The organism is Amycolatopsis nalaikhensis (assembly GCF_030264295.1).
GTDB lineage: Bacteria > Actinomycetota > Actinomycetes > Mycobacteriales > Pseudonocardiaceae > Amycolatopsis > Amycolatopsis nalaikhensis.
Window position 1 is genome coordinate 4089071 of the sequence record NZ_CP127173.1, and the last position, 26735, is coordinate 4115805.

General features: G+C 69.6%; 23 protein-coding genes and 1 pseudogene. 10 read left to right on the forward strand and 14 right to left on the reverse strand.

The genetic code is table 11. The features are described 5' to 3' along the window. Positions 1–440 precede the first annotated feature (440 nt). Together QP939_RS20285 and QP939_RS20290 are read right to left on the reverse strand one after the other, a co-directional pair. On the reverse strand, positions 441–1424 hold the full coding sequence (locus QP939_RS20285) for a zinc-dependent alcohol dehydrogenase (protein WP_285458390.1): 984 nt from the start codon (positions 1422–1424) through the stop codon (positions 441–443). Beyond that, positions 1421–2101 carry an HAD family hydrolase gene (locus tag QP939_RS20290; RefSeq protein ID WP_285458391.1) on the reverse strand — a complete coding sequence of 227 codons (681 nt, stop codon included), beginning with the start codon at positions 2099–2101 and terminating at the stop codon, positions 1421–1423. Before QP939_RS20290 ends, QP939_RS20285 begins: the two co-directional genes overlap by 4 nt. A 118-nt stretch (positions 2102–2219) precedes the next feature. On the opposite strand from QP939_RS20290, the gene QP939_RS20295 reads away from it, so the two are divergent. Continuing rightward, on the forward strand, positions 2220–2426 hold the full coding sequence (locus QP939_RS20295) for a hypothetical protein (protein WP_285458392.1): 207 nt from the start codon (positions 2220–2222) through the stop codon (positions 2424–2426). Further along, on the forward strand, positions 2423–3184 hold the full coding sequence (locus tag QP939_RS20300; protein WP_285458393.1) for a DUF2637 domain-containing protein: 762 nt from the start codon (positions 2423–2425) through the stop codon (positions 3182–3184). The genes QP939_RS20295 and QP939_RS20300 overlap by 4 nt, the downstream gene beginning before the upstream one ends. Positions 3185–3402: 218 nt before the next feature. Here QP939_RS20300 and QP939_RS20305 read toward each other — a convergent pair whose 3' ends face one another. After that, positions 3403–3639: a DUF397 domain-containing protein gene (locus QP939_RS20305; RefSeq protein ID WP_285458394.1), complete on the reverse strand. Its 237-nt coding sequence runs from the start codon at positions 3637–3639 to the stop codon at positions 3403–3405. 23 nt (positions 3640–3662) lie between these two features. Next, complete coding sequence (locus QP939_RS20310) at positions 3663–4523, reverse strand: helix-turn-helix domain-containing protein (protein ID WP_285458395.1); 861 nt, start codon at positions 4521–4523, stop codon at positions 3663–3665. A 916-nt stretch (positions 4524–5439) separates the two neighbouring features. On the opposite strand from QP939_RS20310, the gene QP939_RS20315 reads away from it, so the two are divergent. The 7 genes and pseudogenes from QP939_RS20315 to QP939_RS52220 all read left to right on the forward strand — a co-directional run. Then, entirely contained in the window at positions 5440–6810 is a 1371-nt protein-coding gene (locus QP939_RS20315) for a Mu transposase domain-containing protein (protein WP_285458397.1), read from the forward strand. A gap of 40 nt (positions 6811–6850) precedes the next feature. Further along, complete coding sequence (gene istB, locus QP939_RS20320; protein ID WP_285458398.1) at positions 6851–7522, forward strand: IS21-like element helper ATPase IstB; 672 nt, start codon at positions 6851–6853, stop codon at positions 7520–7522. Between the two features lie 108 nt (positions 7523–7630). Continuing rightward, a complete protein-coding gene (locus tag QP939_RS20325; RefSeq protein WP_285458399.1) occupies positions 7631–8728 on the forward strand; it encodes a site-specific integrase in 1098 nt (365 codons plus the stop codon). After that, complete coding sequence (locus QP939_RS20330) at positions 8725–10980, forward strand: tyrosine-type recombinase/integrase (protein ID WP_220818373.1); 2256 nt, start codon at positions 8725–8727, stop codon at positions 10978–10980. Before QP939_RS20325 ends, QP939_RS20330 begins: the two co-directional genes overlap by 4 nt. Continuing rightward, positions 10970–11365 carry a DUF6262 family protein gene (locus tag QP939_RS20335; protein WP_101434335.1) on the forward strand — a complete coding sequence of 132 codons (396 nt, stop codon included), beginning with the start codon at positions 10970–10972 and terminating at the stop codon, positions 11363–11365. The genes QP939_RS20330 and QP939_RS20335 overlap by 11 nt, the downstream gene beginning before the upstream one ends. 47 nt (positions 11366–11412) lie before the next feature. Continuing rightward, complete coding sequence (locus tag QP939_RS20340; protein WP_285458401.1) at positions 11413–11565, forward strand: ATP-binding protein; 153 nt, start codon at positions 11413–11415, stop codon at positions 11563–11565. Between the two features lie 557 nt (positions 11566–12122). Continuing rightward, positions 12123–12278 (forward strand): annotated as a pseudogene (locus QP939_RS52220) (IS701 family transposase); the annotation flags it as partial. A 246-nt stretch (positions 12279–12524) separates the two neighbouring features. On the opposite strand, the gene QP939_RS20345 reads toward QP939_RS52220, so the two are convergent. The 10 genes from QP939_RS20345 to QP939_RS20390 all read right to left on the reverse strand — a co-directional run bounded on the left by QP939_RS20345 (position 12525) and on the right by QP939_RS20390 (position 24516). Then, on the reverse strand, positions 12525–14027 hold the full coding sequence (locus QP939_RS20345; protein WP_244194492.1) for a lyase family protein: 1503 nt from the start codon (positions 14025–14027) through the stop codon (positions 12525–12527). After that, positions 14024–15022, reverse strand: coding sequence for a 1-aminocyclopropane-1-carboxylate deaminase/D-cysteine desulfhydrase (locus tag QP939_RS20350; protein ID WP_285458403.1), 999 nt, complete (start codon positions 15020–15022; stop codon positions 14024–14026). Before QP939_RS20350 ends, QP939_RS20345 begins: the two co-directional genes overlap by 4 nt. Further along, positions 15019–16356, reverse strand: a complete 1338-nt coding sequence (gene xcbD, locus QP939_RS20355) for a 3-sulfopropionylcysteine synthase XcbD (RefSeq protein WP_101434338.1) — start codon at positions 16354–16356, stop codon at positions 15019–15021. The genes QP939_RS20350 and xcbD overlap by 4 nt, the downstream gene beginning before the upstream one ends. Further along, positions 16353–17243, reverse strand: coding sequence for an XcbA family protein (locus QP939_RS20360; protein WP_101434339.1), 891 nt, complete (start codon positions 17241–17243; stop codon positions 16353–16355). Before QP939_RS20360 ends, xcbD begins: the two co-directional genes overlap by 4 nt. Next, entirely contained in the window at positions 17240–18070 is an 831-nt protein-coding gene (locus QP939_RS20365; protein ID WP_352251927.1) for a phosphosulfolactate synthase, read from the reverse strand. Before QP939_RS20365 ends, QP939_RS20360 begins: the two co-directional genes overlap by 4 nt. A gap of 131 nt (positions 18071–18201) precedes the next feature. Continuing rightward, positions 18202–19305, reverse strand: a complete 1104-nt coding sequence (locus QP939_RS20370) for a cobalamin-independent methionine synthase II family protein (protein WP_101434341.1) — start codon at positions 19303–19305, stop codon at positions 18202–18204. 57 nt (positions 19306–19362) lie between these two features. After that, positions 19363–21453, reverse strand: a complete 2091-nt coding sequence (locus QP939_RS20375) for an acetate--CoA ligase family protein (RefSeq protein WP_208637256.1) — start codon at positions 21451–21453, stop codon at positions 19363–19365. Then, a complete protein-coding gene (locus tag QP939_RS20380; RefSeq protein WP_101434343.1) occupies positions 21447–22283 on the reverse strand; it encodes a CoA-transferase subunit beta in 837 nt (278 codons plus the stop codon). The genes QP939_RS20375 and QP939_RS20380 overlap by 7 nt, the downstream gene beginning before the upstream one ends. Next, positions 22280–23188, reverse strand: a complete 909-nt coding sequence (locus tag QP939_RS20385; RefSeq protein WP_101434344.1) for a CoA transferase subunit A — start codon at positions 23186–23188, stop codon at positions 22280–22282. Before QP939_RS20385 ends, QP939_RS20380 begins: the two co-directional genes overlap by 4 nt. Beyond that, positions 23185–24516, reverse strand: a complete 1332-nt coding sequence (locus QP939_RS20390; RefSeq protein ID WP_101434345.1) for an FAD-dependent oxidoreductase — start codon at positions 24514–24516, stop codon at positions 23185–23187. Before QP939_RS20390 ends, QP939_RS20385 begins: the two co-directional genes overlap by 4 nt. Before the next feature lie 153 nt (positions 24517–24669). Here QP939_RS20390 and QP939_RS20395 point away from each other — a divergent pair, with 153 nt between their 5' ends. Beyond that, positions 24670–26082 carry an aldehyde dehydrogenase family protein gene (locus QP939_RS20395; RefSeq protein ID WP_101434346.1) on the forward strand — a complete coding sequence of 471 codons (1413 nt, stop codon included), beginning with the start codon at positions 24670–24672 and terminating at the stop codon, positions 26080–26082. Positions 26083–26735 lie beyond the last annotated feature (653 nt).

A 26735-nucleotide genomic window follows, 5' to 3' on the forward strand; every position in this document is an offset into this window, starting at 1 on the left:
CCGTGGAGTGATCTCGCCGTGACCGGCGCGTTGTGGTCGGTGGTGTGGCCGCTTTCGGCGGGTGGTGACCATGATCGACCGTCCCTTCCAGTGTGCCAGGAAACCCCTCCACTACCGAAGGCCGATTTTCCGCCCGATTTTGGACACCAACCCAGCCAGCTGTGACCAGGCCGTTATCCCAGCCCATCTGCTGCGGCACGCGGAGTAGGTGAGCATCTCCAGCCTGCCGTGCGCGGACATCGCGCGTTCAGCGCCGCCCCCTCTCGGGTGTCGACAGTTGGATCTCCAGATGTCGGGCGATGCGCCAGATCTGCCCGCAGAGACGCTGAGCTGCGGATGGGGCGCGTCCATGCCGGTCAGCCGACGGGCCAGTCATAGGTGGCCTGCTCACTGGCCGGTCGGTGACCCGCTGACTGGCCCGCTGACTGAGCGAGGGAGCGCTACGAGGCGTGGACGGTGAGAACATGGCGGATCGAGCGCGTCCACTGTCCGCCGAGCACGGTAGGCAGATCCGCGAGTTCGCCCACTGAGGCCACAAGGTGCGCGACCTGTGCAGCGTGGCTGCGCAGCATGTCCAGGGCCAGGGCGAAGTCGTCCGATCGGCGGCGGCAGTACGAGAACGAGCCGATCAGGCGGATCGACCGGCGGAAGAGGTCACGCAGCGGCGTTGGAAGGTGGACGCCGGGGTGGTAGGCGTTCTGGACGATGATGGTGCCGCCGTCACCCACGAGCCGAAGGGCAAGGTCGAGCGGCGCTGGATCGGCTCCGGTGGCCGCGTCCACCACGACGTCGAAGGTCTGCTGCGGGTACAGCGCGGCGGGTGATCGGAACGCGGCCGGCACTGCCTTGGCTACGGCGTCGAAGGGAGGGCGTCCGTCGCGGTGCACGATGGTGACTCTCCAGCCCTGCTGATGGGCGTAGAGCGCGGTGAGAAGGCCGACTGTGCCCGCGCCGAAGACGGCCAGGTGTCCTGGTGAGGCGATCGGGTTGCACCGCAGGCCATGGATGGCGACCGCAGCCGGGTCAGCGAGAGCCGCGTGGAGTGGATCTGCGCCGTTCGGTAGCGGGTGCGCGTTCTCCGCTGGGACAACGACTTGCTCGGCGAATCCGCCCGGCACGTCCCAGCCGATCCGACGCAAGCCGGCGCACAGGTGGATGTCGCCCGTCGCGCAGCGCGGACAGGTGCCACACGGCACGAGCGGGTCGACGGCGACAGAGCGGCCGGTGGGATCGGTGCCGACGATTTCGTGGCCTGGTCGCCACGGTTCTGGAAGCGCGAAGCCGTTGGGAAGCCTCAGTTTCGGTAGGTCACTGCCACAGATGCCGACGTGGCTGACGCGCACCACGGTCTCACCCTCGCGCGGCTGAGCTGATCCCACATCGTGCAGGCCCAGGTCACCGTTGCGGATCTCCCACGCTTTCATGCGCGTTCCGCGAGGTAGGCGGGCAGGTGCTCGGCTGTGTCCAGGACGGGGCCGGACCAGTCGGTGTCGCCGAAGGCGAGCGCATTCGTGGGGCCACGACGACGGACCGCGACGGCTGCCATGCCCGCGGCGAGTGCGCCGCGTAGCTCGTCACCGCCCCCATCACCCACGTAGAGCACCTGGTCCGATGGCGCGTCCAGTTCGGCGCAGATGCGGCCGTAGAGCCGTTGGTCGGGTTTGACGGCTCCGGCGGTGCAACTGAACACGGCCGCGTCCACCAGCGCGGCGAGCGGGCCGCTCGGCCAGGCTGCGACGATCTCGGCGCTGGCGTCGCTGAGGATGCCGAGTCGCAGTCGCTTGGCGCGCAACGATTTCAGCGCGTAGACGACCGACGGTGCGGGCACGAGGCGAGCTCGCCCGAGCGTTCGCAGCTCGTCTGCGACCGGCCCCGCCGCTGCGCCCGGTCCGTGGACGACACGGACCAGGTGTGCGGCGAGGTCGGTCAGCGTGGGCAGGGTGCCGTCGTGGCGGACGTGCCAGGTGTCGCGGAAGTAGCTCTCGACCGTCGTGGTGTCGCAACCAGCCACGGCCGCTACCCGTGATGCCGCGCTGGCGCGTTCCTCGGGAGTGGGCGCGGCGACCAGGGTGCCGAACAGGTCCAGGACGACAGCCTGCACAACCAGATCAGGCGGTGGGCCTAACGCTTCAGCATACGAACCGCTCGGTGCTGGTCGAAGGGCCTGAGATCGCGATCCGGCCGGTGGGCACTCGTCGTCTGGTGGCGGGTGGTTCCCGATGAGCCAGGACACGATGATCACCGGCCTGACCGCCGCGCAGGTCGACGGGCTGGCCTGCACGGTGTGCGGCACTGATTACCTCCGCGTCCGCGTCCGCGTTCCGCATGTTCCGGTGGGCCGGTCGGTGACCGGCTCCCAGGTGTTCGCCTGCGTCGGCTGCCGTCCGGACGACGCCCAGCGTGCGGCGGGAGGTGTGCTGCGGTGAGCGCCACGGCAACCCCGGCTCGGCGGGACCGGGCGTTGTGGGTGCAGTGCGCCTGCACCGCGTTGGTCGCGCTCGGCGCGGCGTACGCCTCCTACCGGCATGGTCGCGAGTTCGCTTTGCGGTTCGGTGCCGACGAGGCGACGGCGGCGATTTGGCCGTTGATTGTCGATGGGATCTTGACCACGGCCACGGTCGAGTTGTGGAAGACGACCGGCCACGGCCGCCGTGCTGGTGGCCGGTGGGCGGCTTGGGTGTCTTTCGTGTTCGGGATCTGCCTTTCGCTGTGCGCGAACGTGGCGGCGGCTCCGGAGCTGAGTGTGTTCGCCGTGGCGGTGGCGGCCTGCCCGCCGCTGGCGCTGCTGTTGGCGGTCGAGTTGCTGAACCGCGCGCTCAAGCGGCACCGCGCCGAGACCGCGAACGAGACCAGCACCGAGACCGCTGAGACGAGCGAGACCAGCGATGAGACCGGGGCGGTGGTGCGTCTCGCAGTGGTCCCGGACGAGGCTCGGCCGCCGGGCGAGCCGACCGCTGAGCAGCGGATGTGGGCGTACTACGTGACCGAGCGGGCCAAGGGCCGTACGCCGACCGGCGCGGAGCTGGACCGGATCGCGGGCACGAACAACTACGGCCGAAAGGTGCTGCGTCGGTGGCGGCAGACCGGGCACCTGCCGCCCGCCACGGTCGGCCCGCGCGACCGTGGTAACCGACCGGCGCGGTTGGAACCGGCTTACGCCTCGTCGGAGGGGGTTGTGGTGTGAGTGCGGCCCGCGTTGTTGCGCGAGCTTGAGTGCGCGGTGCTTGGCCCCCGCCCGATTGGCGCTCGACCAATCCGGGACACGGGTGTTCGGCCCCGGCAGGGGTTCTCGCCGGGGCCGAACACAACGCGAGTTGTTGACGGCGGGCAGCCGCGATGCGACGGCTATCCCGCATCCGCAACTGGGACGACGCTTGGGCGTCGGCCCGTGGCCAATGGAGGTCAGTTGATCAGGTGGTCGAACTCGCCGTCTTTGGCGCCGGACAGCATGGCCGCGATCTCCACGGCGTCGAACTGGAGGATAGGGCTGTCGGCGGCGAGCTTGGAGTCTCGCATGGCGATGATGTCGCCGACCTTGGTGAACTCCACGCAGCCCTGGTTGGGTTCGCTGTGGCTTGCCTTCTGCCATCGCGCGCCTTCAAACGCGGTGGCTGGCAAGTACTGTTTGGGTTCGCGCAACGACGTTGTCCTTCCGGCTCTGGTTACCTGTACTCGTCCGCCACTTTCCCGATGAACTCTGCCGAGTCCACCGGGCCCAGTGCGGCGGCTTGGATGTAGCCCCACAACTGCTCGTAGGCGTCTACCCGATCCTCGTCGTCCAGGTAGCGGGCGTCGTCGTACTGCTCGACGTAGACGAAGTTCAGTGGCGAGGCGATCCCCGGCCCAGGGATGTTGATCAGCTCGAAGTTCAGCGAGGTGTAGGTGACCGGGCTCCTGTTGCGGAATGGCAGGATCTGGACTTGGACGTTGGACAGGTCGGTCAGCTCGATCAACCGTTCCAGTTGCCCGCGCATGACCGTCTGGTCGCCGTAGGTGCGGCGCAGGCACGATTCCGACAGCACGAAGCTGAGCGACGGGGCGTTTTGGCGGGTGAGGATGGCCTGTCGGTGGCGGCGCGCGGCGACCACGTCCTCGGTGTTGAACCTGGTGCCGAGCCGGGGTGCCTCATTCAGTGCGCGCACGTAGCCCTCGGTCTGGAGCAGGCCGGGCACGATCTCGGACTGGACCTGCCGGATGCGGTTGCTGTACTGCTCCAGGTCCAACAGCATCCGGAACGACTCGGCGTAGACGGCGCGGTAGCTGGTCCAGTCGCCTTTCTGCCCGAGGTTGCGGGCCAGATCGAGCAGGACCTCGACCAGTTCGGGTGCGGCACCGTACAGCTCGCCGAGGAGCTTGGCGTCGCCTGGCGAGATCTTCGACTGGCCGAGCAAGATCCGGTTGATCTTCGAGGGTTGGCAGCCGAGGTGCCGGGCGGCTTCGGCGTCCTTGATGCCCGACGCCGTCTTCAGCCGGTTGAGTTCGTTGACCAGCATCAACAGCGGAACGGTCTGCGTGATGGCCATGCGATGCCGCCTCCGGTGGCTCGTTGTCTGCTGATCAGGATCGATCACACACGGTCGTTGTCAAAATCACCCATTTGTACCACCTAAAAATAGGAACTCCTAAGTTATCGTACTCCTACGATCGCGGTGGATCTGACGTAGGAGTCGCCATCATGAGTGTTGAGACTAGCGCAGCCGCCCAGGCAAACGCCGTGGGATATCCAGGTCGGCGCGCGGGTGAGCACCTCACGCTCGGTGACCCGACCCTGCCCCCGACCCCGTCGGGCCATCGTTGCTTTGGGGGTCAACAGCCCGCTGCGCGGCGTGTTTCTCACACCGCGCAACCGCGAGGTGCGTACATGCCTTCTGGTAGCCGATTCAGTCGTGGGATGACCGCACGACGGCGGCTACCCGGTGCGCACCACCGCTGGCCCGCACGACCGAGGCGACTTAACCCAGTGCCGCCGAGGTCGTGCGGGCCAGCCGACCAGGCCGTGGAGCTTGTTGGCGCAGGCGCACGGTAGCCCCTCCTGGCGATCACCGATCGTCAGGCCCCCAGCCCCGGCGGGGCCGGGCCGGACCCCCGACCTGGCCCGGCTTCGCCGGTACCACCAGCCGACCCGCACCGCGGATCGGTGCGGCGAGCGGAGAGCGGTCATGTGGCGAACGCGACGCAAGCCCAGTCAATGGGTAGCGGCGTGCCGGGATGTCGCCGGCCGACGCCGGGAGATCCTCGTGTTGCCCACCGACGATGACCGGGTAGCGCTGGTCTTCCCGCCCGGCGAGGTCGCCGTTGACGCCGCTGGTCGAAAATCCTCAGTGTTGCTAGATCATCTTCCCCAGGTTGGTATCCCGTCCGGCGTGGCAAACACGCTGGTAGACCCGCCTGAACCACCGTCTGCTGTGTCAGATTCGCTGCGGATGGTGGAGGGCCTGGATGCTCTCGCTGGAGGAAGAGGTGGAAGCGCACGCGCTTCGCCAACGAGGCTGGTCGATCTCCGCGATCGCCCGGCATCTGGGTATTGACCGCAAAACCGTCCGCGCCTATCTCAACGGGGATCGGGTCCCGGGGCAGCGGGCTCGCTCGGCACCGCTGCTGATCGAGCCGTTCGTGGAGTACTGCCGGATCAGGCTGGCTGAGGACCCGCACCTGTGGGCCTCGACGTTGTTCGATGAGATCGCCGAACTCGGGTTCACCGGCTCCTATCCGAGCCTGACCGCCGCGATCCGGGTGCTGGGGTTACGGCCGCACTGCGAACCTTGCCACACCGTCAAGGGCCGGGACGTGGCCACGATCGCGCATCCGGCGGGCGAGGAGACCCAGTGGGACTGGATCGAGTTGCCCGACCCACCCGCGTCCTGGAACGCCGGCAAACACGCGCATCTGCTGGTTGGGGCGTTGGCGCATTCCGGCCGGTGGCGGGGTGTTCTGGCGCCCAGCGAGGATTTCGCGCACCTGGTCGAGGCCCTGGATGCGGTCGTGTCCCGGCTGGGCGGGGTGAGCCTGCGGTGGCGGTTCGACCGGATGTCCACCGTCTGCTACCCGGCCACCGGCCGTCTGCTGCCTGCGTTTTCGGCGGTGGCCAAGCATTACGGGGTCGCGGTGGACATCTGTCCCGCGCGGCGGGGCAACCGCAAGGGCGTGGTGGAAAAAGCTAACCATTCCGCGGCGCAACGCTGGTGGCGCACCCTGGGCGATGACGCCACGATCACCGAGGCGCAGGCGTCGCTGGATCGGTTGTGCGTCAAGCTGGATGGCCGCAAGCGCCGCCGGGACGGGGTGGCCACCACGGTCGGAGGGCTGGCCGCCGCCGAGCCGCTGCGCCCGGCGCCCACCGCGGCGTTTCCCGCCGAGCTGGCCGAGTCCCGCACGGTCAGCCCGGCCGCGCTGGTGTCCTGGCGCGGCAACCACTACTCGGTCCCGCCCGGCCTGTCCGGTGCGATCGTGGCGGTGACCCACCGGCTGGGCTGCGAGGTGATCCGGATCGTCACCGCTTCCGGGGCCGTGATCGCCGTGCACCCCCGCGCCCTGGACGGGGCGGGCGCCACCGTCCGTGACGCCGGGCACGTCGCGGCCCTGGAGAAGGCGGTGCTGGCCGCGTTCACCACGGCCAAGCCCTGCACCCACAAGACCCGCCGCCCGCCGTCGGCGGCGGCGCTGGCCGAAGCGGCACGACTGCGTGGCCAACCCACCACCGATCCCGCCCACAAGGTAGTGATCGATTTCGCCGCCTATGCAGCTACCGCCGCACGGCTATCCGTTGCCCCACAACCAGATCCCACCGAAGACACCGCCCTAGAGTCCTGAAAGGACGAATTCCATCGTGGAACCCAAGACAGCACCACAGATGAGCGAGGCGCGCCGCTACCAACAGCTACGCGCGCACCTGTCCTACCTCAAACTCGGCGACGCCGCCGAGCACCTGCCGCGGGTGCTGGACGCGGCCCGCGCCGAGAACCTCTCGCTGACCGCCGCGCTGGAACGGCTGCTGGAGATCGAGGTCAACGCCACCGAAGAACGCCGGCTGGCCGCGCGGCTGCGGTTCGCCTGCCTGCCCGAGCCCTGGGCCTTGAGCCATTTCGACTTCGCCGCCCAACCCGGCGTCGACGAGAAACTCATCCGGGACCTGGCCACCCTGCGGTTCCTGGACGACGCGGCCAACGTGCTGCTGGTCGGGCCACCCGGGGTCGGCAAGACCATGCTGTCGGTGGCCCTGGCGCGCGGCGCGGTCGAGGCCGGGCACCGGGTCTACTTCACCACCGCCGCCGATCTGGCCGCCCGCTGCCACAAAGCAGCCCTGGAAGGACGGTGGCACACCTGCATGCGGTTCTTCGCCGGACCCCGGCTCCTGGTCATCGACGAACTGGGCTACCTGCCGTTGCCCGGCGACGGCGCCTCCGCCCTGTTCCAGGTGATCAACCAGAGGTATCTGAAGTCGAGTACGATTCTGACGACGAACGTCGGGATCGCTGACTGGGCAACGGCTTTCGGTGATGCCACGGTCGCCGCGGTTATCTGACTGCTCGGGTTGAGTGTCCACGATGTACACGATTGGGTTGGCGTGCCTCCCTTGCGTCCGTTGTGGACGGATTACCTTGCTCCGTCTATGACGGGATCAGCGTTGAGGGTGCAGCGGGTCGTGATGCCTTCGGGCACGGAGTCGGCGACTGTTGTGGCCGACGGCCTGGTGCTGGATCCGGTGGATCGGTTCCTGGCGCATCTGACCGCGATCGACCGCTCCCCGAACACCGTGCGCGCCTATGCCCATGATCTGCGGGACTATTTCGAGTTCCTGCACTGCCGTGGCCTGCACTGGGATCGGGTCGCGCTGGAGGATCTGGGCCGGTTCGTGACGTGGCTGAGGTTGCCGGTCGGGGCCCGCGATGGACGGGTGGCGATGCTGCCCTGGGTGGAGGCGAATCTCGCTGCCGCGACGGTGAATCGCAAGCTGTCGGCTTTGGCGTCGTTCTATGAGTTTCATCAGCGGCACGGTGTCGAGCTCGGTGAGTTGCTGACGCGGTGGCGGCCGGGCCGCCGCGGCGGGTCGTGGCAGCCGTTCCTGGCGCACCTGGGCGCACGGCCGGAGCGGCACCGCGCGATCTCGCTGCGAGCAGAGCGGCGGCCGCCACGGGAGCTGAGCCAGGCGGAGATGACGGCGCTGATCGGTTCTTGCGACCGGTTGCGGGACAAGTTCCTGCTGAACCTGTTGAAGGGCACGGGATTGCGGATCGGTGAGGCGCTGGGGTTGCGGCACGAAGATCTCGACGCCCGCCGTCGGCTGGTCGCGGTTCGGCCCCGGAGGAACGTGAACCGAGCGCGGGCAAAGACGTGGTCACGGGAAGTTCCCGCCGATGCTGACCTGTTCCGCCTCTACAGCGATTACCTGCACGAGGAATACGGGACGCTGGACTGTGACTACGTGTTCGTCAATCTCTGGGGCTCGCCGGTCGGCGCGCCGATGAGCTACGCCACCGTCGACCGACTGGTGCGCCGCCTGCGAGCCCGCACCGGGATCGCGTTCTCGCCGCATCTGTTCCGCCACAGCTACGCCACCGGGTTGCTGCGCCGCGGGGTCGCCGCCGAGATCGTCCAGCACTTGCTCGGGCACGCCAGCATCAGCACCACCGTCGACACCTACTCCCATCTGGGTGTCGAGGACGCTCGTCGCGCCCTGGCCGCGGCCGGGTTCCTCGACGCGCCAGCGACAACGGAGCCGACCGCATGAGGCAGCTGCACCCGATCCCGCACGGCGACAACGACTCCGGCACCGATCTGGCGGCCCGGCTGCGGCCGCAGTTCGCGCAACCGGTGATCCTGGTCGACCCCGACGACCCGGTGATCGGAGGGCCGCAGTGCCTGGTCCCGGTCTGCGACCGGCTCGCGGTGATCTTCGGCAAGTGCTCGGCCCACCATCAGCGCTGGATCGAGGCCGGCCGCCCCGACGACGTCGAGACCTGGGCGAAGTCGGCGCCCGCGAACCGGCGCTGGCTGCACCAGCCCCGGAAATGCGCGATCACGACCTGCCACCGCAGCCGCCGCGAGCACGGTCTCTGCCACTCCCACGCCAGTCGGTGGCAGAAACAGGGCCGCGCCGGGCTGACACAGTGGATCGCCGACGGCGGTGGCGGTCCGCCGCTGCCGGCCGGGGACGGCTGCCGGTTCCCCGACTGCTGCCTGGAGGCCGAGGGCGAGGCTGGATTATGTGACCATCACCGGAATCGGTGGATCCGCGCCGACCGGCCGCCGATCGAGTCCTGGCTCCTCGGTTGCGCGACGTTCGGGCAGGACCGGTTCGACCTGCGCGCCCTGCCGCTGAAGATGCGGCTGGAGATCGCCTACGCGATCCAATGCCGGGTCGACGAACGCCGCACGATCACCCGGCCGCACTCGATCCGGCGGCTGCTGCGAGCCCTGCCCGGCGGCGGCGTCCCCTCGCTGCTGGACCGCAGCCCCGATTCCTGGATGGCCTATCTCGGGTTCTCCAGCGAGCGCGGCTACATCGAGCGACGGTTCCTGCTGGACGCGATCGGCTATCTGCGTGATCTCGTCGACGGCGTTGGCTGGGACGCGGAGTTCCCGCGCGATGTGTGGCTGCTGCGCCGGCTCGGGTTCCCCGGCCGCGACACCCGGTTCCGGTTCACCGGGATCGAACCGATCTGGTTGCGGCAGTTGACGAAACGGTGGGCCCGCTGGCGATTATCCACCGGGATCGCCGTCGCGACCGTCGGCGCCGACATCCGCGCGATCACCCTGTTCGCGCAGTCGTTCCCGGCCCTGCAGCGCGGACCCGAAGCACTGACCCGGGAGCTGGTCGAGGTCCATCTGGCGCACCTGATCGAACGGTTTCCGAATCCGAAGAGCCGGACCGGTCAGCTCAGCAGCCTCGCCGGTCTGCTGCGCGCGGCCCGCCAACACGGCTGGGAATCCCGGCTGTCTGCTCAGGTTGACCTGTTTCCCGAGGACTACCCGCGCCTGGTCAAGGGGCCACCACGGGCGTTGTCGGAAGCGGTGATGGCCCAGCTTGAACACCCCTGCGTCCTCGCCCGCTTCGCCGACTCCCGCGGCCGGTTGTTGGCGCGGATCCTGATGAGCACTGGGCTGCGCGTCGGTGACGGCGCCCGGCTGCGGCTGGACTGCGTCGTCCGCGACGGCCAGGGCGCGCCTTACCTGCGCTACACCAACCACAAGATGCGCCGGGACGCGTTCGTCCCGATCGACACCGACCTGGCCGAGGCGATCGCCGTCCAGCAGCAGGCGGTGCTCGACGAGTTCGATGACCCGGCGGTCCTGCTGCCGCGGCCCACCCGCAACCCTGACGGCAAGGTGGCGTTCAGCACTGCAACCTTCCGGGGAGAACTGCGAGAGTGGTTGCGCGTCAGCGATGTCCGGGACGAACTCGGCCGCGCCGTCCATGTCGCGCCGCATCAATGGCGCCACACGTTTGGCACTCGCCTGATCAACAACGAGGTCCCGCAGGAGACCGTCCGTCGTTTGCTCGACCACGACTCGCACGCCATGACTTCGCACTATGCGCGGCTGTCGGACACGACCATCCGGGAGCAGTGGGAACGCGCTCGCAAAGTCAACATCGCCGGTGAGGCCTTGGCCACCGACACCGGTCCGCTGGCCGACGCTGTCTGGATGAAGAACAACCTCTCCAGGGCGAAGATGGCGCTGCCCAACGGCTACTGCGCCTTGCCGCTGCAGCAGAAGTGCGAGTTCGCCAATGCCTGTTTGACCTGCCCAGTTTTCGTCACGACGCCGGAGTTCCTGCCCCAGCATCGTCACCAGCTCGAGCAGACCCAAGACTTGATCGCCCAGGCCGACCGCAACGGACACCAGCGCCTTGCCGAGATGAATCGCACCGTCGAGAAGAACCTCCTGGCCATTATCGACGGCCTGACCACATCGGATGGCTGCTGCGGCGGCGGAAAGTCCTGCGCCTGCAACGGAAAAAGCGGCTCGAATGCTTGCTGACAACCCCAGACACCTCGCCGAACACGCCCGTCAGCGCCACGATCAGACCCTGCACCGCGCCCAACAGGCGCTCGCCGAGCTGGCCGACGCCGGAGAACAGGTGACCGTTGCGCAACTTGCCAACCGGGCCGGCGTCTCGCGGTCATGGATCTACACCCAACCCGCATTGCGCGACCGGATCCGGCAGCTACAGCAGCATCGCGCCAGCGCTGGCTTCGTCCGCGACACCGCCACCCGGGCCACCGACGACTCACTGCGTCAACGTCTGGCCCTGGCGCACGAGCGAATCAACCAGCTCCGCACCGAGAACCAGCAACTCCGTGACGCCCTTGCCCACGCCCACGGCCAACTCCGCGCAGCCCGCCTCAGCACCGGTGATCGATAGTCAAAGACACCTGTCCACGACGCGAAACGCCAGGTCAAAGGCGGTATTTGAAGATCGAAGTCGAGATAACCGCGGCCATGCTCGACCGGCTGTTGCACCGGGCCACCGTGGTCGGTATCGACGGGCCGTCCTACCGGTTGCGGCACCACCAGGCCACCTCCGACACCCTACGCGCGGCGGTGAACGCCCGTGTCTCCTGACCAACCCCAGCCGGCCGGCCGCATCTGCGGGATCTGTTGGCGCGAGTTCATTCCCAGTCGCGCCAACAACATCTACTGCTCCAAGCGTTGCAAGAACACCGCCTTCGACCGGAAACGCCGCCCCCAGAAGGCGGACGCCGAGGGCGCCGGCCGGCAGCACACCGTGAGCTCGTCGGCACGCCCGCAACCGGCGGCCGTCCGGGACTGTCCCCACTGCGGTGGACCGGTGACCATCGTCGCGCTGCTCACCACACCCGAGGCCGCACGGCCGACACCACCAGCAGCCGTGCCCGACACGGTGATTCCGTTGCACCGTCCCTAACTGCTACAGTCCCTCAACCGCCTGGGGAAGATGATTCATGGAACGATGTCGCGGAGGTCATGACGGCTACCGCGGAATGGGTTTACTGGTACAATAATGAGAGGCTGCATTCGTGGTGCGGGCATCGCCCGCCACTGGAGTTCGAACAGGGCTACTGGCACGACACACCCGAGCAGCCCCTGGCAGTGGCATGAGACAAAGGACCACGTCTCCACGAAAGCCGGGGCGGTCCAACCAGGTCCGACGCTATGACGCCTGGTATCGCCACATCACCCTCGCCATGCTCGCCCACGCCTACCTCGCCGTCACCGCCGCAGTGTCCCCAAAAGCCCTGGCCACGGCCTCATCCCGCTCACCCTCGGCGAAGTCCGTCGTCTCCTGGCACATCTGATCCACACCGGGCGCCCATGGCTCCGGATCCAGGCCTGGTCACGCTGGTGCCGACGCCACCAACACCGCGCCAAGACCAGCCACTACCAGCGAAGACACAACCAACATCACGAAGTGCGGCTGGAGTATTAGGTACGGTAGCCCAATTGGTACGAGCGCCAACAGGCGTTGAGCCGGACGGCAGCGGAAATCCGCCCGATTACCGCACTTCAACGGCGACTCGCGAGTAGGTACGGCGAGCGCCCGATCACCGGCCGGAGGCCATGGCGTGCGCCGACGCGACGAGTGCCTGTTCGGCGTCGCGCGCGTGCTCGAACCGCGCCTGGTGCCACTCGCGCGCGGCGGCGACCGAACCGGCGACGGCGGCCGCGTGCTCGCGGACCCGGTGCGGCGCCGCGCCGCCCTCCGCGACGCGTTCGGCGACCAGGCAGCGCGGCTCGGCGGCCAGCGCGACGAGCCGGTCCGGCACCACGAGTGCTGCACCGGTCACCTGTTCGGCCGCCTCCGCGAGCAGGGCGGGGGTGAGCGCGTGCTCGCCCGCCATGGAGACCGCACGGCCCACCACCCGGTAGGCCGTGCGGTAGTCGAGCCCGAGATGCCGGGCGAAGTCCTCGGCGAGGTCGGCCGCACCCGTGTGGTGCGCACCCGCCTGCGCCGCCAGGTTCTCGGTGTTGGGCGTCAGCCCGCGGACGACGGCGGTGCCGAGCCGGACGAGACGGGTCGACAGCGCGAGCGCACCGGCCACTTCGCCGTAGGCGTAGAGCCAACTGTCGGTGCGGGCGGACGGCGAGCGCCGGGTCACCAGCAACCCGGTCAGCCTGCCGACGACCGTGCTCGCGCCGCCCCGGATCACCGCCAGCGCATAGGGATTCCGCTTCTGCGGCATGAGCACGCTGGCCCGGCACAGCGACGCGTCGAGTGTCACGTAGCCGAACGCCGGGCTGGCGAAGATCTCCAGGTCCTCGGCGAGCTGGTCCACGGTCAGCACGGCCTGGGTCGCCGCGCCGACGGCATCCACGAGACCGTCGGTGGACCACATCACGTCCCTGGTGTGCCGCCCGGCGGCGGCGAAACCGAGCAGTGCCGCGAGGTGGTTCCGGTCCAATGGCAGGCGTGTGCCGCCGACGCCGCCGGACCCGCCCGGCGACACGTCGGCCTGGCGATGGGCGTCGGCGATCCGGTCCAGGTGCCGCACCGCCTGCTCGGCGAAGCCGCCGAGGTAGTGCCCGAAGGTGGACGGCTGGGCAGGCTGGAGATATGTGGTGTCCGCCCACAGCGTGTCCGCCGCGTCGGTCTCCGCGACCGCGAGCGCTTCGGCGAACCCGGTCACCGCGTCGTGCAGGTCGAGCAGGTGCTCGCGCAGGGCGAGCCGGAACGCGATCCGGCCCGCCTCGCGACGGGTGCGGCCAAGATGCAGTCGCCCGGCGTCGGGACCGAGTTCGCGTTCCAGCACCCGTTCCCGGCTGTTGTAGGCGTCGCCGTAGGCCGGGTCGTACTCGAACTCGGCCGCCGGGGTGTCGAGCAGGTCGAGCAGCCGCCGCAGCAGCGGCCGGACCTCCGCTTCGCTCAGCACCCGGCAGTCGATGAGCGCGAGCAGGTGCGCGAGGTCGGCGAGGGTGAGGCCACGGTGCAGCAGCGGGGCATCGGCGATCTCCAGCGCGTAACCGGCGTCGACGAGCTCGGGCGCGGGGCCACTGGTGATCATGGCCTCGGCGCCGAGATAGCCGTTCGGTGTGGTAGTTCCGGTCACGAGGCCCCCTTGCGGTCGGTGAACAACGTCGGCGCGCCGCCGGTCACCAGGAACACCTGGGGGCCGGTGACCCGGCCCGCGGCGCATTCCGCGACCAGGCCCGCCATGGCCTTCGCGCCGAACACCGGGTCGAGGAACACGCCTTCGGCGCGCGCCACCAGGAGCGCGGCCGCGGCCCCTTCCGGCGACGGGATCCCGTATCCCGGCCCCAGACAGCCGCCCAGCACTCGCGGTTCCGCCGGTTCCGGGCCGTGCACGAGTGCGGCGGCCGCGGCGGCGAGTGTGGTGATCCGGGTTCGACATTCGGCCACCGGCCTGCTGACGGTCACCCCGATCAGGTCGAACGCGGCCGCCGCGAACGCGACACCGGCGAGCAGTCCGGCGTGGGTGCCGCACGAGCCGGTGGGCAGCCATACCGCCGCCGGTTCGGTGCCGGACTCGTCGAGTTGCGCAGCCAGTTCGATCGTCGCGCGGACGTAGCCGAGCGAACCGAGCGCGGTCGCGCCGCCTCTCGGCAGGACGTACGGGCGGCGCCCGGTCGCGCGCAGTTCGGCCGCGAGCGCGGCGATCCCGTCGTCCACGGTGGACCGGTCGGCGGCGCCGGTGAACCGCACGTCCACACCGAGCCAGCGGTGCAGCCGGAGGTTTCCTTCGTCCGGCGGAGGATTTCCGTAGCACACGACGTGCGGCTCGATGCCGTACCGCAGCGCGGTGAGCGCCGCCAGCAGCGTCCAGTTCGACTGCGGGCCCGCGCCGGTGACCAGGCAGTCACAACCCTGCCGCAGCGCGTCCGCGATCAGGTACTCCAGGCCGCGCACCTTGTTGCCGCCCAGACCGAGCCCGGTCAGGTCGTCCCGTTTGAACAGGACGGGCACGCCGAGTTCGGCCGACAGGCGGGGCGCCGGGTGCAGTGGAGTCGGCGACCGCACCAGTTCGATCCGGGGCGGCTCGTGCGGTCCCAGCAACCGATCTGCGACGGGCGCGTGCGTGGTCATGCCGCACCGCATTCGGCGCGTACCCGGTCGACGAACGCGCCGCACGCGCCCAGCGCACTGTCCACAGTGAGCAACCGGTCCAGTTCGGCGTCGGAAAGCAGCGCGGTGCCTGCACAGTTCCGCAGCGCGGTGCGGAAGTCCACATCGGACTGCAGTCCAGCGAGCGCGGCCGAGCGCACGAGTTCCTGCGCGATGTGCTTGCCGACGCGGTCCGCGAGCGCCCGCATCACCGGTTCCGACAACAGGTATCCGCGCTGCGCGTCGATGTTGCGCCGCATCCGGTCGGCGTCCACAGCCAACCCGTCGAGCATTTCGGCGCCGAGCGCGGCACAGGCGGCGAACGAGCAGCACGCGTCCGGCACGAGCCGCCATTCGGTCTTCCACGCGCGCCCGTCCCGCTCGTGCTCACAGCCGATGCCCTCCAGCGCGAGCGCCGCCTGTGCGCGCACCACCCGCGAGAGCGTGCCGAGTTGTTCGGAGATCTCCGGGTTTCGCTTGTGCGGCATGGTGATGGAGCCGACCGCCGCCGCCGACCCGCCCTCGGCCAGTTCCCCGATTTCCGGCCGCTGCAACTGGTAGACCTCGTTCCCGATCTTCGCGATGGTGGCCGACATCGCCGCGAGCAGCCCGGTGAACTCCGCGATCCCGTCGCGCGCGGTCAGCCACGGCACCGGCGCGACGCCGAGCCCGAGACGGGCGGCGAACGCGTCGAGCAGGTCGAGCGCGCGGTCGCCCCAGAACTCCATGGTGCCCAGTGCGCCGCCCAACTGGACGTTCTCCCAGCGCACGCGGCCTTCGGCGAGCCGCCGCAGATGGCGATCCAGTTCGGCCGCCCACACCGCGGCCTTGAACCCGAACGTGATCGGCAGACCCGGCTGGCCGTGCGTGCGGCCGCACATCGGGGTGTCGCGATGCGCCACCGCGAGCGCCAGCGCGCGGTCACGCAGCCGCCGCACGTCACGTTCGGCGATGTCGCCGACGGTGCGGAAGACAAGCGCGGTCCAGGTGTCGGTCAGGTCCTGGACGGTGGCGCCGTAGTAGACCCACTGGGCGGCGTCGGGCGGCAGGGTTTCCCGCAGTGTCCGGATGAGGCCGAGTGTGGAATGACCGCATGCCCGCGTCTGTTCCGCAACGCTGTCGATGTCCACTGTGGACACTTTCGCGCCCGCATGGATGGCGTCCGCCGCGTCGCGTGGCACGAGGCCGACGTCCGCCTGCGCCTCGGCGAGTGCGGCGAGCACGTCCAGCCAGCCCTGGGTGCGGCCCTCGTCGGTGAACAGGGCCGTCGCTTCCGGCGTCGTCCAGAGATGACCGAAGATGCGCGAGGAGATCATGACGCCGCCGCCATCGCGGGCAGGCCGCAGATCGCACGCAGCGCGGCGCGGACTTCGTCGAGGTTCGCGCCCCACGGCACGGTCGCGGACCGGCCCGCGTACTCCACGCCCCGTTCCAGCAGGCAGCACTTGGTGAGCACCGGCCCGGCGCCCGCGCGCGCCTTCGGGCACAGATCCACCCGGTCCGGTTCGCTGCCGTAGAATTGCTCGTGGAACGCGCGCGAGCGCTCGCAGCCGATCAGCAGCCAATCGTCCCGATAGGACGGATGGGTGTCCAGAAACCGCACCTCGCCGTCGAGTTCGGCGCCGGAACCCCGGCAGGGCAACAGAAACGCGGGCGCCGGATGGTCCGCGGCGAGCGCGCGGATGTCGACCGCGTCGAGCACCAGTTCCACCGGCGGCAGATCCTCGTCGAACGCGACGGCCTGTTCGGCCATCGAAAGGAGCTTCGGCGGGTACGGCGGCACCACCTCGGTCACCCGCACCCGCAGCGGCTCCGGCCGCCAGATGAAGTTGACGTGCTCGAACCGGCCGCGCACCACATAGGCCAGCGCGCCGTCCTGGTGCCCTGAACGCGCGGCGGCGGCCAGCGCGCTCGCGTTGCCGACGTCGGTCGCCGGGTCGTCGAGCCACACCGTCGTGTCCGGTCCCGACAGTACCCGCAGTTCGGCGACCGGTGAGAACAGCGGCCCGAGCGAGACCGGCCGGACGCCGACGAGCGCCGTGTCGTCGCCCGAGCGCAGCACGAGGAACGCGGTGCGCCGGTAGATCTCCCGTGGCCGCAACAGGTCGTCGATGGCGCGCGGTGTCAGCGGGATGTCCACCTCCTGCACGGAGAGTCCGCGGTAGGGGCGGGTGATGGTGTTCGGCGCCGGGTCGGGAATCACGCCGACGCCTCGACCGTCGTGTCGAACGGCACGGTGTCGGCGCGCAGGCCGAGTCGCAGCGTTTCCAGGCTCAGCGCGTCGGCGGGCGCGATGTTGCCCAAGTTCGCCCCGACCCCGAGCTTCCGGATGAACCACGCCTGCTGGTTCTTCTCCGGCGCCTCGAAGATGACCCGCTCGACCGGCACCCGCCGCAAGATCGCCGTGATGACCTCGGACCGGATGCCGTGATCGCGGTCGTAGATGCCGACCGTGCCGCTCTCCCGGCCCTCGGCGACCAGCCAGCGCGCCCCGGCGTCGAGATCACCGGCCATCTCCTCGGCCCATTCGTCCGGAGTGGACGGATAGGTGTCGTCCTTCGCGCCTGTCTCGGCCAGCACCACGAAGTCGGCGGACAGTTCCCGGATCAGCGCCCGCTTCCGGTCCACGGTCAGCGCGCGCAGCCCGTTGGACACCTCGACGTGCGAGATCCCGCTGCGCAGCGCCCACTCCCGCAGTTCGCGCACCCGGTTCTGCAGTGCGCAGATCTCCAACAGGGTGCCGCCGAGCGAGACACCGCAACCGTGCTCGGTGTAGCGACGCACCCGCTGCGCCAGCGTGGGATCCACGTAGCCGATCCCCCAGCCGATCTTGACGATGTCCGCGAGCTGTCCCGCCTGGTCGAGGAACGCCTCGGTGCCGGCGACGGTGAGCCCCTTGTCCAGGACGTGCGTCACGCCGCACATCCTGGGTTTCACCGTCCGCGCCGGCAGATCGAGGAAGCTGGGACATCCGCTCACCTGGCACCTCCCGCAGATCGTCGAACACCATCGACGATAGGAAGCGCGCACGCCGAGTGCCTGGTCCCGGAGAGGTCAGGATCGCGCGGCCACTCGCCCCGTCAGGCCGAACGGCCGGCTCGAACTGCCGGAACCCGGCGCCGGGTCGGGCGGCGCCGGGCTCCTGTCCGCGAGCGGGTGGCCTACTTCTTCAGCTCCGCCCGCACCAGCGCCGCGCCGTCGGACAGCGCGCGCAGCTTGCTCGCCGCGATCATCCGGGGCAGGTTGATGAGGCCGCAGTCGGTGGACAGGCCGAGCCGGTCCGCCGGCACGTACTCCAGCACCCGGCGGATCCGGTCCGCCACCTCGTCCGCGGTCTCGGTCACGGTGGACTTCACGTCGATCACGCCGGCCACGAACGGTTTCGTCCATTCGTTGTCCACCAACGGTTTCAGGTCGTCCGGGCCGGTACGGCCGACCTCGTAGTTGAGCGCGTGGATGTTCGCGTCGAGCACGTGCGGGAACAGCGCCTTGGCCCGGTCCGGCGCCGGGGCGTCGGAGGCGCGGCGGTCGAGCACGAACGCGCCGAACTCGGTCTCCGTCTCGTCCGGGTAGTACGCGGGCGTGCCCGAGTAGTTGCCCCAGCAGGTGTGCACCCAGAACTGGCAGTCGACGTCGCGGACGGCCACGTTGAGCGCTTCGATCTCCCAGTCGCCCATGCCGTAGGGCCACACGAACTCGTCGAGCTGGATGATGTCGCAGCCGTTGTCGGCGAGCTCGCGGAAGTCCTCGTTGAACGCTCTCGCGATCGCGAGCGCGAGTTCCTTGGTGTCCTTGTAGTGCAGGTTCGTGGTGGCGGCGGCCAGCACGCCCAGACCGGTGTAGGACACCTTGACCGGCTTGTTCGTCGCCTTACGGGTGGCGCGCAACTGGTTCAGGTGGAACGGGTACTCGCGCTGGATTTCACCGGTGCACGTCGGCGAGAACAGCGTCGAGTAGATGGGCAGGCCGATCGGCGGGCCGGTGAGCTTGTACCCGGACATGCGCTCCAGGTAGTAGTACAGAATCGTGCCGTACGGCGAGTCGCCGCCGTAGACCTTGCCGTCGCTGATGATGTCGAGCCCGCCGGCCTCCTGGTCGTGCACGATCGCGCCGATCGTGTCCTCGAACGCCTCCTTGCTGATCGAGTCGTAAATGAATTCACCCTTGGGCAGCGTGGCGAACGCCGCACCGTCGTACCACCGCGGATTCGGATAGTTCCCGACCATCGCGGTCGGCAGCAGAACGTCTTGCGAACCAATGAGCATGTTCTTCGTCCTTCCAGTCGCCGGTCGTGCGAAACGACGGTAGGACGGGAGAACACCTCAGTTCTTCGGCATGGCGGGACCGTACTTTTCGGTGGTGTCCGCACCGCGGGTCAGAATTCGCCAGTCCACGCACACGCAGCCGTCCGGTCCGGCCAGCACCGGGTTGAGATCGAGTTCGGCGATCCGGTCGCTGCCCGCCAGCAGGTCGCCGACCGACACCACGACGTCGGCCAGCGCGTCCCGGTCGACCGGGAGAGCGCCGCGAACGCCGGAAAGCACGGCCGCGCCGCGCAACTCCTCGAGCATCGCGCGAGCCTGTGCGTGGTCGAGCGGTGCGAGCGCGAACCGGACGTCCCGCAGCACCTCGACGAGAACGCCGCCCATGCCGACCATCACGACGGGCCCGAACGAGGGATCGCGAAAGCCGCCGACGACCGTCTCGACGCCGTCCATCTTGGACTGCACGAGTACCGACGCGCCTTCGGCGAGTGCGAGCAGTTCCCCGGCCGCCGCGCGTATTCGTTGTTCGCCGACGAGGCCGACCCGCACACCGCCGACGTCGCTCTTGTGCGTCAGGTCCGGGTGCGCGACCTTCAGCACGACGGGGCCGGGCAAGCGCGCGGCGGCGGCCACGACTTCGTCGGCCGACTCGCAGCGAACCGTTGGCACCACCGGGATTCCGGCGTATTCGAGCAGGTCTCGCGCGACGATCGGGTCGCCCGGATCGTCCACCGGGCCGAGCAGGTCACTGGGCTCGTGCGGCGAGGACGGCTTCGGCTCGAACATGCCGTACCGGACGGCGGCGCCGATCGCGCGGGCCGTCCTGTCCGGCCATGGCAGGCACGGCACTCCGGACTGGTGCAAGACATCCGCGACGTCATCGGCGGAGCGGGGCGCCACGAAACAGGCGTAGACGGGAACAGGCACGTTGTCAGCCCGCAGGCGCTTTACGGCGTCCCGGACCGCCGACGCTACCTCGAGCGACGCCGACCGCTGCAGCAACACCGGAACGACGACATCGACCTCACCGGAACGGGCGAGCAGGTCGATCGCGCCCGGATAACCCGTGGCGAACAGCCGCCACGCCGGAGTGATGTCGACAGGATTGCGCGGACTGCCGTACGGCGGCAGCAATTCACTCAACCGAGACCGCAGCGCGGGACTCAATTCCGGAACGTCGAGCCCTTCGTCCGCGAGCAGGTCCGCGAGTTCCACCCCGGTCCCGCCGGAATTCGTGATGATGCCGACGCGACGGCCACGCGGCGTCGGCTGCTCGGCGAGCGCACGGGCCACGTCCAGCATCTCCAGCCCGGTCCGGACCCGGACCACGCCCGAGTCGCGCAGTGCGGCGTCGAGGATGTCGTCATCGGCGGCCAGCGCCGCGGTGTGCGAGACGGCGGCGCGCCGTCCGGCCCCGGTCCGCCCGCCGACGACCGCGATCACGGGCTTCTCGGCCGTCGCCCGGCGAGCCTCGGCGAAAAACGCGCGCGGGTCGGTGATCGACTCCAGCAGCAGCGCGATCACCGTGGTGGCCGGGTCTTCGCGCAGGTACGCAAGCACTTCGGCGTCGGTCAGATCGGCCTTGTTGCCCGCCGCGTACACCTTGGCGAACCGCATGGCCTCGTCGGTGGCGAGCATGTGCACGGCCATCCCGTACGAGCCGGACTGGGTGACCAGGCTGACGCCGCCACCGCCCGGTGGCGTCCCGGCCGCGATCGACGCGTTGAGCGGCAGGTCCGCGTTCTGCACGCCGAAGCAGTTCGGACCCACCACCCGCACGCCGCCCGCTCTCGCCGCGGCGCGCACCTTTTCCTGTAGCCGCACGCCATCGCCGCCGATCTCGGCGAAGCCCGCGCTCAGCACCACGGCCGCGGGCACGCCCTTGTCGGCGGCCGCCTCGATCACACCGGGCACGCTGTCCGCCGGGGTCGCCACCACGACGAGGTCGATCTCGCCGGGCACGGACCGCAGGTCCTGGTATGCGGCCCGGCCGCCGACAGTCCTGTTCGGACAGACCGGAACCACCTCGCCGGGAAAGCCGGAAAGGTTGTCCCACAAGAGCTTTCCGACTGAGCCAGCGCGATCGGACGCGCCGACGAGCGCCACCCGCCGTGGCGCGAACACCGCGTCCAGCGCACGATTCAGCACGCGCAACCACCTCCGGGGTCGTGCGCGAACACCCGCGACAACTCGCGTTCGTCGAACTCGCCTTTGCGAACGCCGAGCGGGTCGATCGTGCGGACCGCCGCCAGTTCCGTTGTGGACGGTGGGTCGAGCGGGCGCAGGTCGCCCGCCACGTCAAGGGGAAACCCCGTCGCGGCGCGGACCTCGTCGACACTCACGTCCGGGAAGGTCCGGCACAGCCGCACCGTCTCGCCCGGGAAGTCGAACACGCCCAGTTCGGTGACCATCCACTGTGGACCGCCGCCGGGGAAGCCGAGCTCGGTCCTGCTGCCGGCCGGGGTGCGGTGGCCCATGTCGGTGATGAAGTCGCACTCGGGCACCAGCGTCCGGCCGCCGCGATGCCGGGTCGTCCACAGTGTCAGGTTGCCGATCGTGGCGGAGAGGTTGCAGCCGCCACCACCGCCGCCGAGCTTGACCTTCGGCCGGTCGCGCGGACCGATCATGGTCACGTTGGTGTTGCCGAACCGGTCGATCTGCCCGCCGGACAGGAACATCCGGTCCACGTCGCCGCGCAGCGCGGCGTCGAAGAACTCCTCGAACCGCATGCTGTACGCGGCGCCCTGTTTCAGCGCGGCGTCGTTGCCGGTCGGCGGGATGAACGGCGGCTCGGGGTTGATCGCGTACATCGCGCCTTCGACCAGCACCATGTCCGGCGCGTGCGTCCGGCGGGCCACGTGCATCGCGACCTGCGCGCACGGGCTGCCGAAGCCGTGGAAAACGGTCTCGTCCGGCCGGATGGTGCGGGCGAGCAGGACGACGAACCATTCGTCCAAAGTGAACGGTCGCGGGCTCACGCGAACAGCTCCTTCCATGCGTCGGTCGAGGCGGACCAGCCGGTCAGCTCGTCGAGGCGCCCGATCGCCTTCTGGTATCCGTCCTCGGAACCCGTGTCGTGCACGTATTTCTGGAGATACCCGGCGGCGTCGCCCGAGCGGGCGGCGGTCACGTACTCGTTCAGATGCGGGCGGTCGTAGGCATAACGGGGGTAGCAGGACGCCGGATGCGCGCCGAACGGGACCTCGACGAGCGCCGACACCAGGTGTCCTGGCACGGTGATCCCGGCCGCGGTGACGTCCTCTGTGGACACCAGCTCGTCGACCGTCGCGATCACCGCCTTCGACGCGGACGCGAAGCGCTCGTCGAGCACGTACGGCTGTTCGAGATGCAGGTTGCCGTAGCGGTCGCCGGACGGCGCGTGCAGCAGCGCCACGTCCGGCCGCAGCGCGGGCACCGCGACGAGCTTCTGCCCGGTGAACGGGCATTCGATCTCGCGGTACTCCGGGTGCAGCGAGCCGATGTCGGACCCGCGCACCCCGACGACCGGCAGGAACGGCACGCCCATCTCGGCGGCGCGCAACTGGGCGAGGATCGTCGCGCAGCAGCTTTCCGCGATCTCGATCAACCCGTTCCTGGCGGCTTCGCGGTAGGCGGGGGCGAGACCGAGGTCCTGCTCGAACCCGACGTAGCTCTCCTCGCACCGCCGCACCGCGCCCGCGGCGACGAGCAGGTCGACGTCGATGCTGTGCGCCGACCCGACGAGGTGCAAACCCGTGCGACCCTGCCGGATCAGCTCGCGCACCAGCGCCATCGGCAGCCGCGCGCACAGCCCGCCGCCGAGCGCGACGATCGCGCCGTCCGCGACGGCCGACGCGGCCTCGGCGAGTGTGGTCCGCTTGTCCCGCGGCGGTCGCAGGCTCATGTCCGTGCTCCTTCCGATCGGTTCGCCCGGCCCGCCGCGACCAGCACCGGGTCGTAGACGGGCGCGAACGGTGGTGCGTAAGCAAGATCGAGCGCGCCGAGGTCGTCCACGGACAGCTCGGCGTGCAACGCGGTGGCTACCACGTCGATGCGTTTGGCCGCGCCCTCGCGGCCGGCGAGCTGCGCGCCGAGCAGCCTGCCGTCCGGCGTGTGCACCAGGCGCACGTGCAGCGGGGCCGCGCCCGGGTAGTACTTGGCGCGCGAACGTGACTCGACATCCGTTGCCACAGCGGGGATTCCGGCCGCCGTCGCCTCGGCGAGACTGAGCCCGGTCCGCGCCACCTCCAGGTCGAACACCTTCACCACGGCGGTGCCGACCACGCCGCGGAACGACGCACGCCCGCCTGCCGCGACGGTCCCCGCGACCCGCCCGGTCTTGTTCGCGGCGGGGCCGAGCGGCACCCACGCGGGCGCGCCGAGCACGAGGTGCGGCAACGCCACGCAGTCGCCCGCGGCGAACACACCGGGTAACGAGGTCCGCATCCCCTCGTCGACGACGACGGCCCCGTTCGGCAGTTTCTCCGCGCCCGCGAGCAGACCGGTCGCCGGGCGCACGCCGACGGCCAGCACGATCAGGTCCACCGCGAACTCGGCCCCGTCGACGACCGCGACCGGGCCCGTAGCGCCGTCGAGGATCGCGTCCAGCCTGCTGCCAAGCTGCAGGTCGGCGTGCCGCCGGACCTCCGCGTCGACCACCTCCGCGATTGGCTCGTCCACTGTGGACAGCACGCGGGGCAGCGCCTCCACGATCCGCACGGCCGCGCCCGCCGCGACGAGCGCTTCGGCGGTCTCCAGTCCGATGTAGCCCGCGCCGACGACGATCGCTTTGCGCACCGAGCCGGAGTCGAGCAACGTGCGCAGCTTCGCGGCGGACGCCAGCGAGCGCACCGTGAACACCCTCGGGTGGTCTATACCAGCAATGGGCGGCACCACGGGATCGGCGCCGGCCGCGAGCACCAGCGTGTCGTAGTCCAGGGTCTCGGCGCCGCCGTCGTTCGCCACCGTCACCCGCCGCGCGGCGGTGTCCAGCTCGCGCACGGTCGTGCCCAGGCGGAGGTCGATTCCCCGCCGGTCACGGAAAACCTCCGGCGGGTAGGCGAGCAACGTCTCCGCCCGGTCGACGATTCCGCCGAGGTAGTAAGGGATCCCGCACATCCCGTACGCGGCGTACTCGCCCGCCTCGCACACGATCACGGGCCTCTCGGGCGCGACCCGCCGCGCGGCCGAAGCCGCCGACATGCCTGCCGCGCCACCCCCGATCACCACCATTCCCGCCACGGTGCCGCCTCTCGTCGCGAACCAACATGGTCAGCATGCGGCCCGACGCCACCTCGCGGTCACCCCTTGGCAGGACGAAGAATCGGCGCCGGCTCGCCCTGCCGGATCGATGGAATAGGGCCGTCCGGGGGCGACCGTGGTCTCATGACTGAGCCATCCGAGGACGCCGTCCGTACCGAAATCGACGCCGTGCTGCGCCGGGCGCGCGCCGCGGCCGACGCCATCGAGCACTACGACCAGGACCAGGTCGACGAGCTGGTCACCGCCGTCGCGTGGGCGGTGGTGCGCAAGGACCACGCCGAGAAGCTGGCGAAGCTCGCCGTCGACGAGGGCGGGTTCGGCAACTACGCGGACAAGGTCGCCAAGATCGGCAAGCGGGTCACGGGCGTGCTGGCCGACATGGGGCCGGTGCGTACCGTCGGCGTGGTGGCGGAACGGCCGGAGGCCGGGATCGTGCAGATCGCGAAGCCAGTCGGGGTCGTCGCCGCGCTCATCCCGACGACCGGACCCGACGCGACGCCGCCGGTCAAGGCGCTGTTCGCGCTGAAGGGCCGCAACGCGATCGTGTGCGCGCCGCACCCGAGGACGCGGCAGAGCACGGAAATGGTCGTCGACTACATGCGCGAGGCGTGCCGTCAGGTCGGCGCGCCCGAGGACCTGGTGCAGGTGGTGCCGGAGCCGTCGCTGGCGAAGACGCGTCTGCTGATGCGCGGCGCCGATCTCGTCGTCGCGACCGGTGGCGCCGGGATGGTCAAGGCGGCCTACAGTTCCGGCACCCCGGCCTACGGCGTCGGGGTCGGCAACTCGGTGCACGTGGTGGACGAGACCGCCGACCTGGCCGACGCCGCCGAGGCGATCATCACGGCCAAGACGTTCGACGAGGCCACGAGCTGCCTGGCCGACAACGCCGTCGTCGCGCACGCCTCGGTGTACGACGAGCTGGTCCGGCGACTCGTCGACGGCGGCGGGCACCTGTGCTCTGGCGAGCAGAAAGCGTTGCTGCGCAAGGCGATGTGGCCCGACAACGGTCCGATCCCGACAATCGACGTGGTCGCGAAACCGGCGCCGCACATCGCTCACCTCGCCGGTTTCGAGGTGCCGGACACCTGCCGCCTGCTGCTGGTCGAGGAATCCGGCACCGGCCCCGGACACCCCTTCTCCGGCGAGAAACTGTCCGTCGTGCTGGCGGTCTATCGCTACGAGGGCGGCATCGACAATGCGGCGAAACTCGTCAACGACATCACCGGGTATCAAGGACTCGGCCACACATGCGGCATCCACACCAGCTCGGACGAGAATGTGGCCCGCCTCGCGTCGACCACGAAAACCGCGCGGGTGCTGGTGAACCAGAACCTGAACGAAGGCGCGGGCAGCCCGCGTAACGGCCTGCCGTTCACCCTGAGCCTGAGCTGCGGCACCTGGGGCGGGAATATCACGACGGAGAACGTCAACGCCCGCCATTTCGTGAACCTGACGTGGGTGTCGCGCCCGATCCCGCCACGTGTCGTGAGCGAGGAGGACCTGTTCGCCGCACACTGGCAGCGCTACGGGAGGTAGCAGAACGCCCCGGCCGCGGATTCGCGGCCGGGGCTGCCGGACGTTGGCCTGTTCGGCCGATCGTCAGCTCGATTCTCGGCATGTAGCGATTTCGCTGGCAGCAAAGAGATATCTTCGGAGCAAGCCCTTCGGTCGGTCGATGGAATATTGGACAGTCTGATTGCCTCTTGCCGAGGGTAGGTCGTGAAGCGGGACGAGTATGTCGAGATTCAGGTCGAGGAGCGCCGAATTCCCCGTTTCGCGCGTCACATGTTGAAGCGCGCACGTCGAGAAGGGCGTACCGGCCTGTTGGCCTACGCGTTAATTCCAGGAGGAAGCACGCCTCCGCCGTAGACATGGCGACTCGTGTTCATTCGCCAAGGAACGAGAATACTCTTCAGGGCCGGGCCTGGGCTGCGACAGGGACGTAAATGGGTCGACCTTGCCCCCGGCGTCCATCCGTTGACGTTCGCGGTTGGCGGTCTCGGCGAGATGGAATTCAGCAGAGAATTCCATCTCGAACCGGCAAAAATCGTGGTCGCCGGATGCAGGACCACATATTCACGATTTCCGGGAAGCAGCAGCCCGCGACCCGACCGGTGGTATATCGGGATTCTTGAAGGCCACCTGTAGTCGACCTCGGCTGCACAGTACTTCGGCGCCCACCGTCAACA

What these genes read in the sequence shown, in the direction of transcription:
- QP939_RS20390 (WP_101434345.1), bottom strand. Translation starts at nt 24,516, where the DNA reads ATGGTGGTGATCGGGGGTGGCGCGGCAGGCATGTCGGCGGCTTCGGCC.
- QP939_RS20395 (WP_101434346.1), top strand. Translation starts at nt 24,670, where the DNA reads ATGACTGAGCCATCCGAGGACGCCGTCCGTACCGAAATCGACGCCGTG.
- xcbD (WP_101434338.1), bottom strand. Translation starts at nt 16,356, where the DNA reads ATGATCTCCTCGCGCATCTTCGGTCATCTCTGGACGACGCCGGAAGCG.
- QP939_RS20315 (WP_285458397.1), top strand. Translation starts at nt 5,440, where the DNA reads ATGCTCTCGCTGGAGGAAGAGGTGGAAGCGCACGCGCTTCGCCAACGA.
- QP939_RS20370 (WP_101434341.1), bottom strand. Translation starts at nt 19,305, where the DNA reads ATGCTCATTGGTTCGCAAGACGTTCTGCTGCCGACCGCGATGGTCGGG.
- QP939_RS20385 (WP_101434344.1), bottom strand. Translation starts at nt 23,188, where the DNA reads ATGAGCCTGCGACCGCCGCGGGACAAGCGGACCACACTCGCCGAGGCC.
- QP939_RS20335 (WP_101434335.1), top strand. Translation starts at nt 10,970, where the DNA reads ATGCTTGCTGACAACCCCAGACACCTCGCCGAACACGCCCGTCAGCGC.
- QP939_RS20330 (WP_220818373.1), top strand. Translation starts at nt 8,725, where the DNA reads ATGAGGCAGCTGCACCCGATCCCGCACGGCGACAACGACTCCGGCACC.
- QP939_RS20310 (WP_285458395.1), bottom strand. Translation starts at nt 4,523, where the DNA reads ATGGCCATCACGCAGACCGTTCCGCTGTTGATGCTGGTCAACGAACTC.
- QP939_RS20350 (WP_285458403.1), bottom strand. Translation starts at nt 15,022, where the DNA reads ATGACCACGCACGCGCCCGTCGCAGATCGGTTGCTGGGACCGCACGAG.
- istB (WP_285458398.1), top strand. Translation starts at nt 6,851, where the DNA reads ATGAGCGAGGCGCGCCGCTACCAACAGCTACGCGCGCACCTGTCCTAC.
- QP939_RS20295 (WP_285458392.1), top strand. Translation starts at nt 2,220, where the DNA reads ATGAGCCAGGACACGATGATCACCGGCCTGACCGCCGCGCAGGTCGAC.
- QP939_RS20285 (WP_285458390.1), bottom strand. Translation starts at nt 1,424, where the DNA reads ATGAAAGCGTGGGAGATCCGCAACGGTGACCTGGGCCTGCACGATGTG.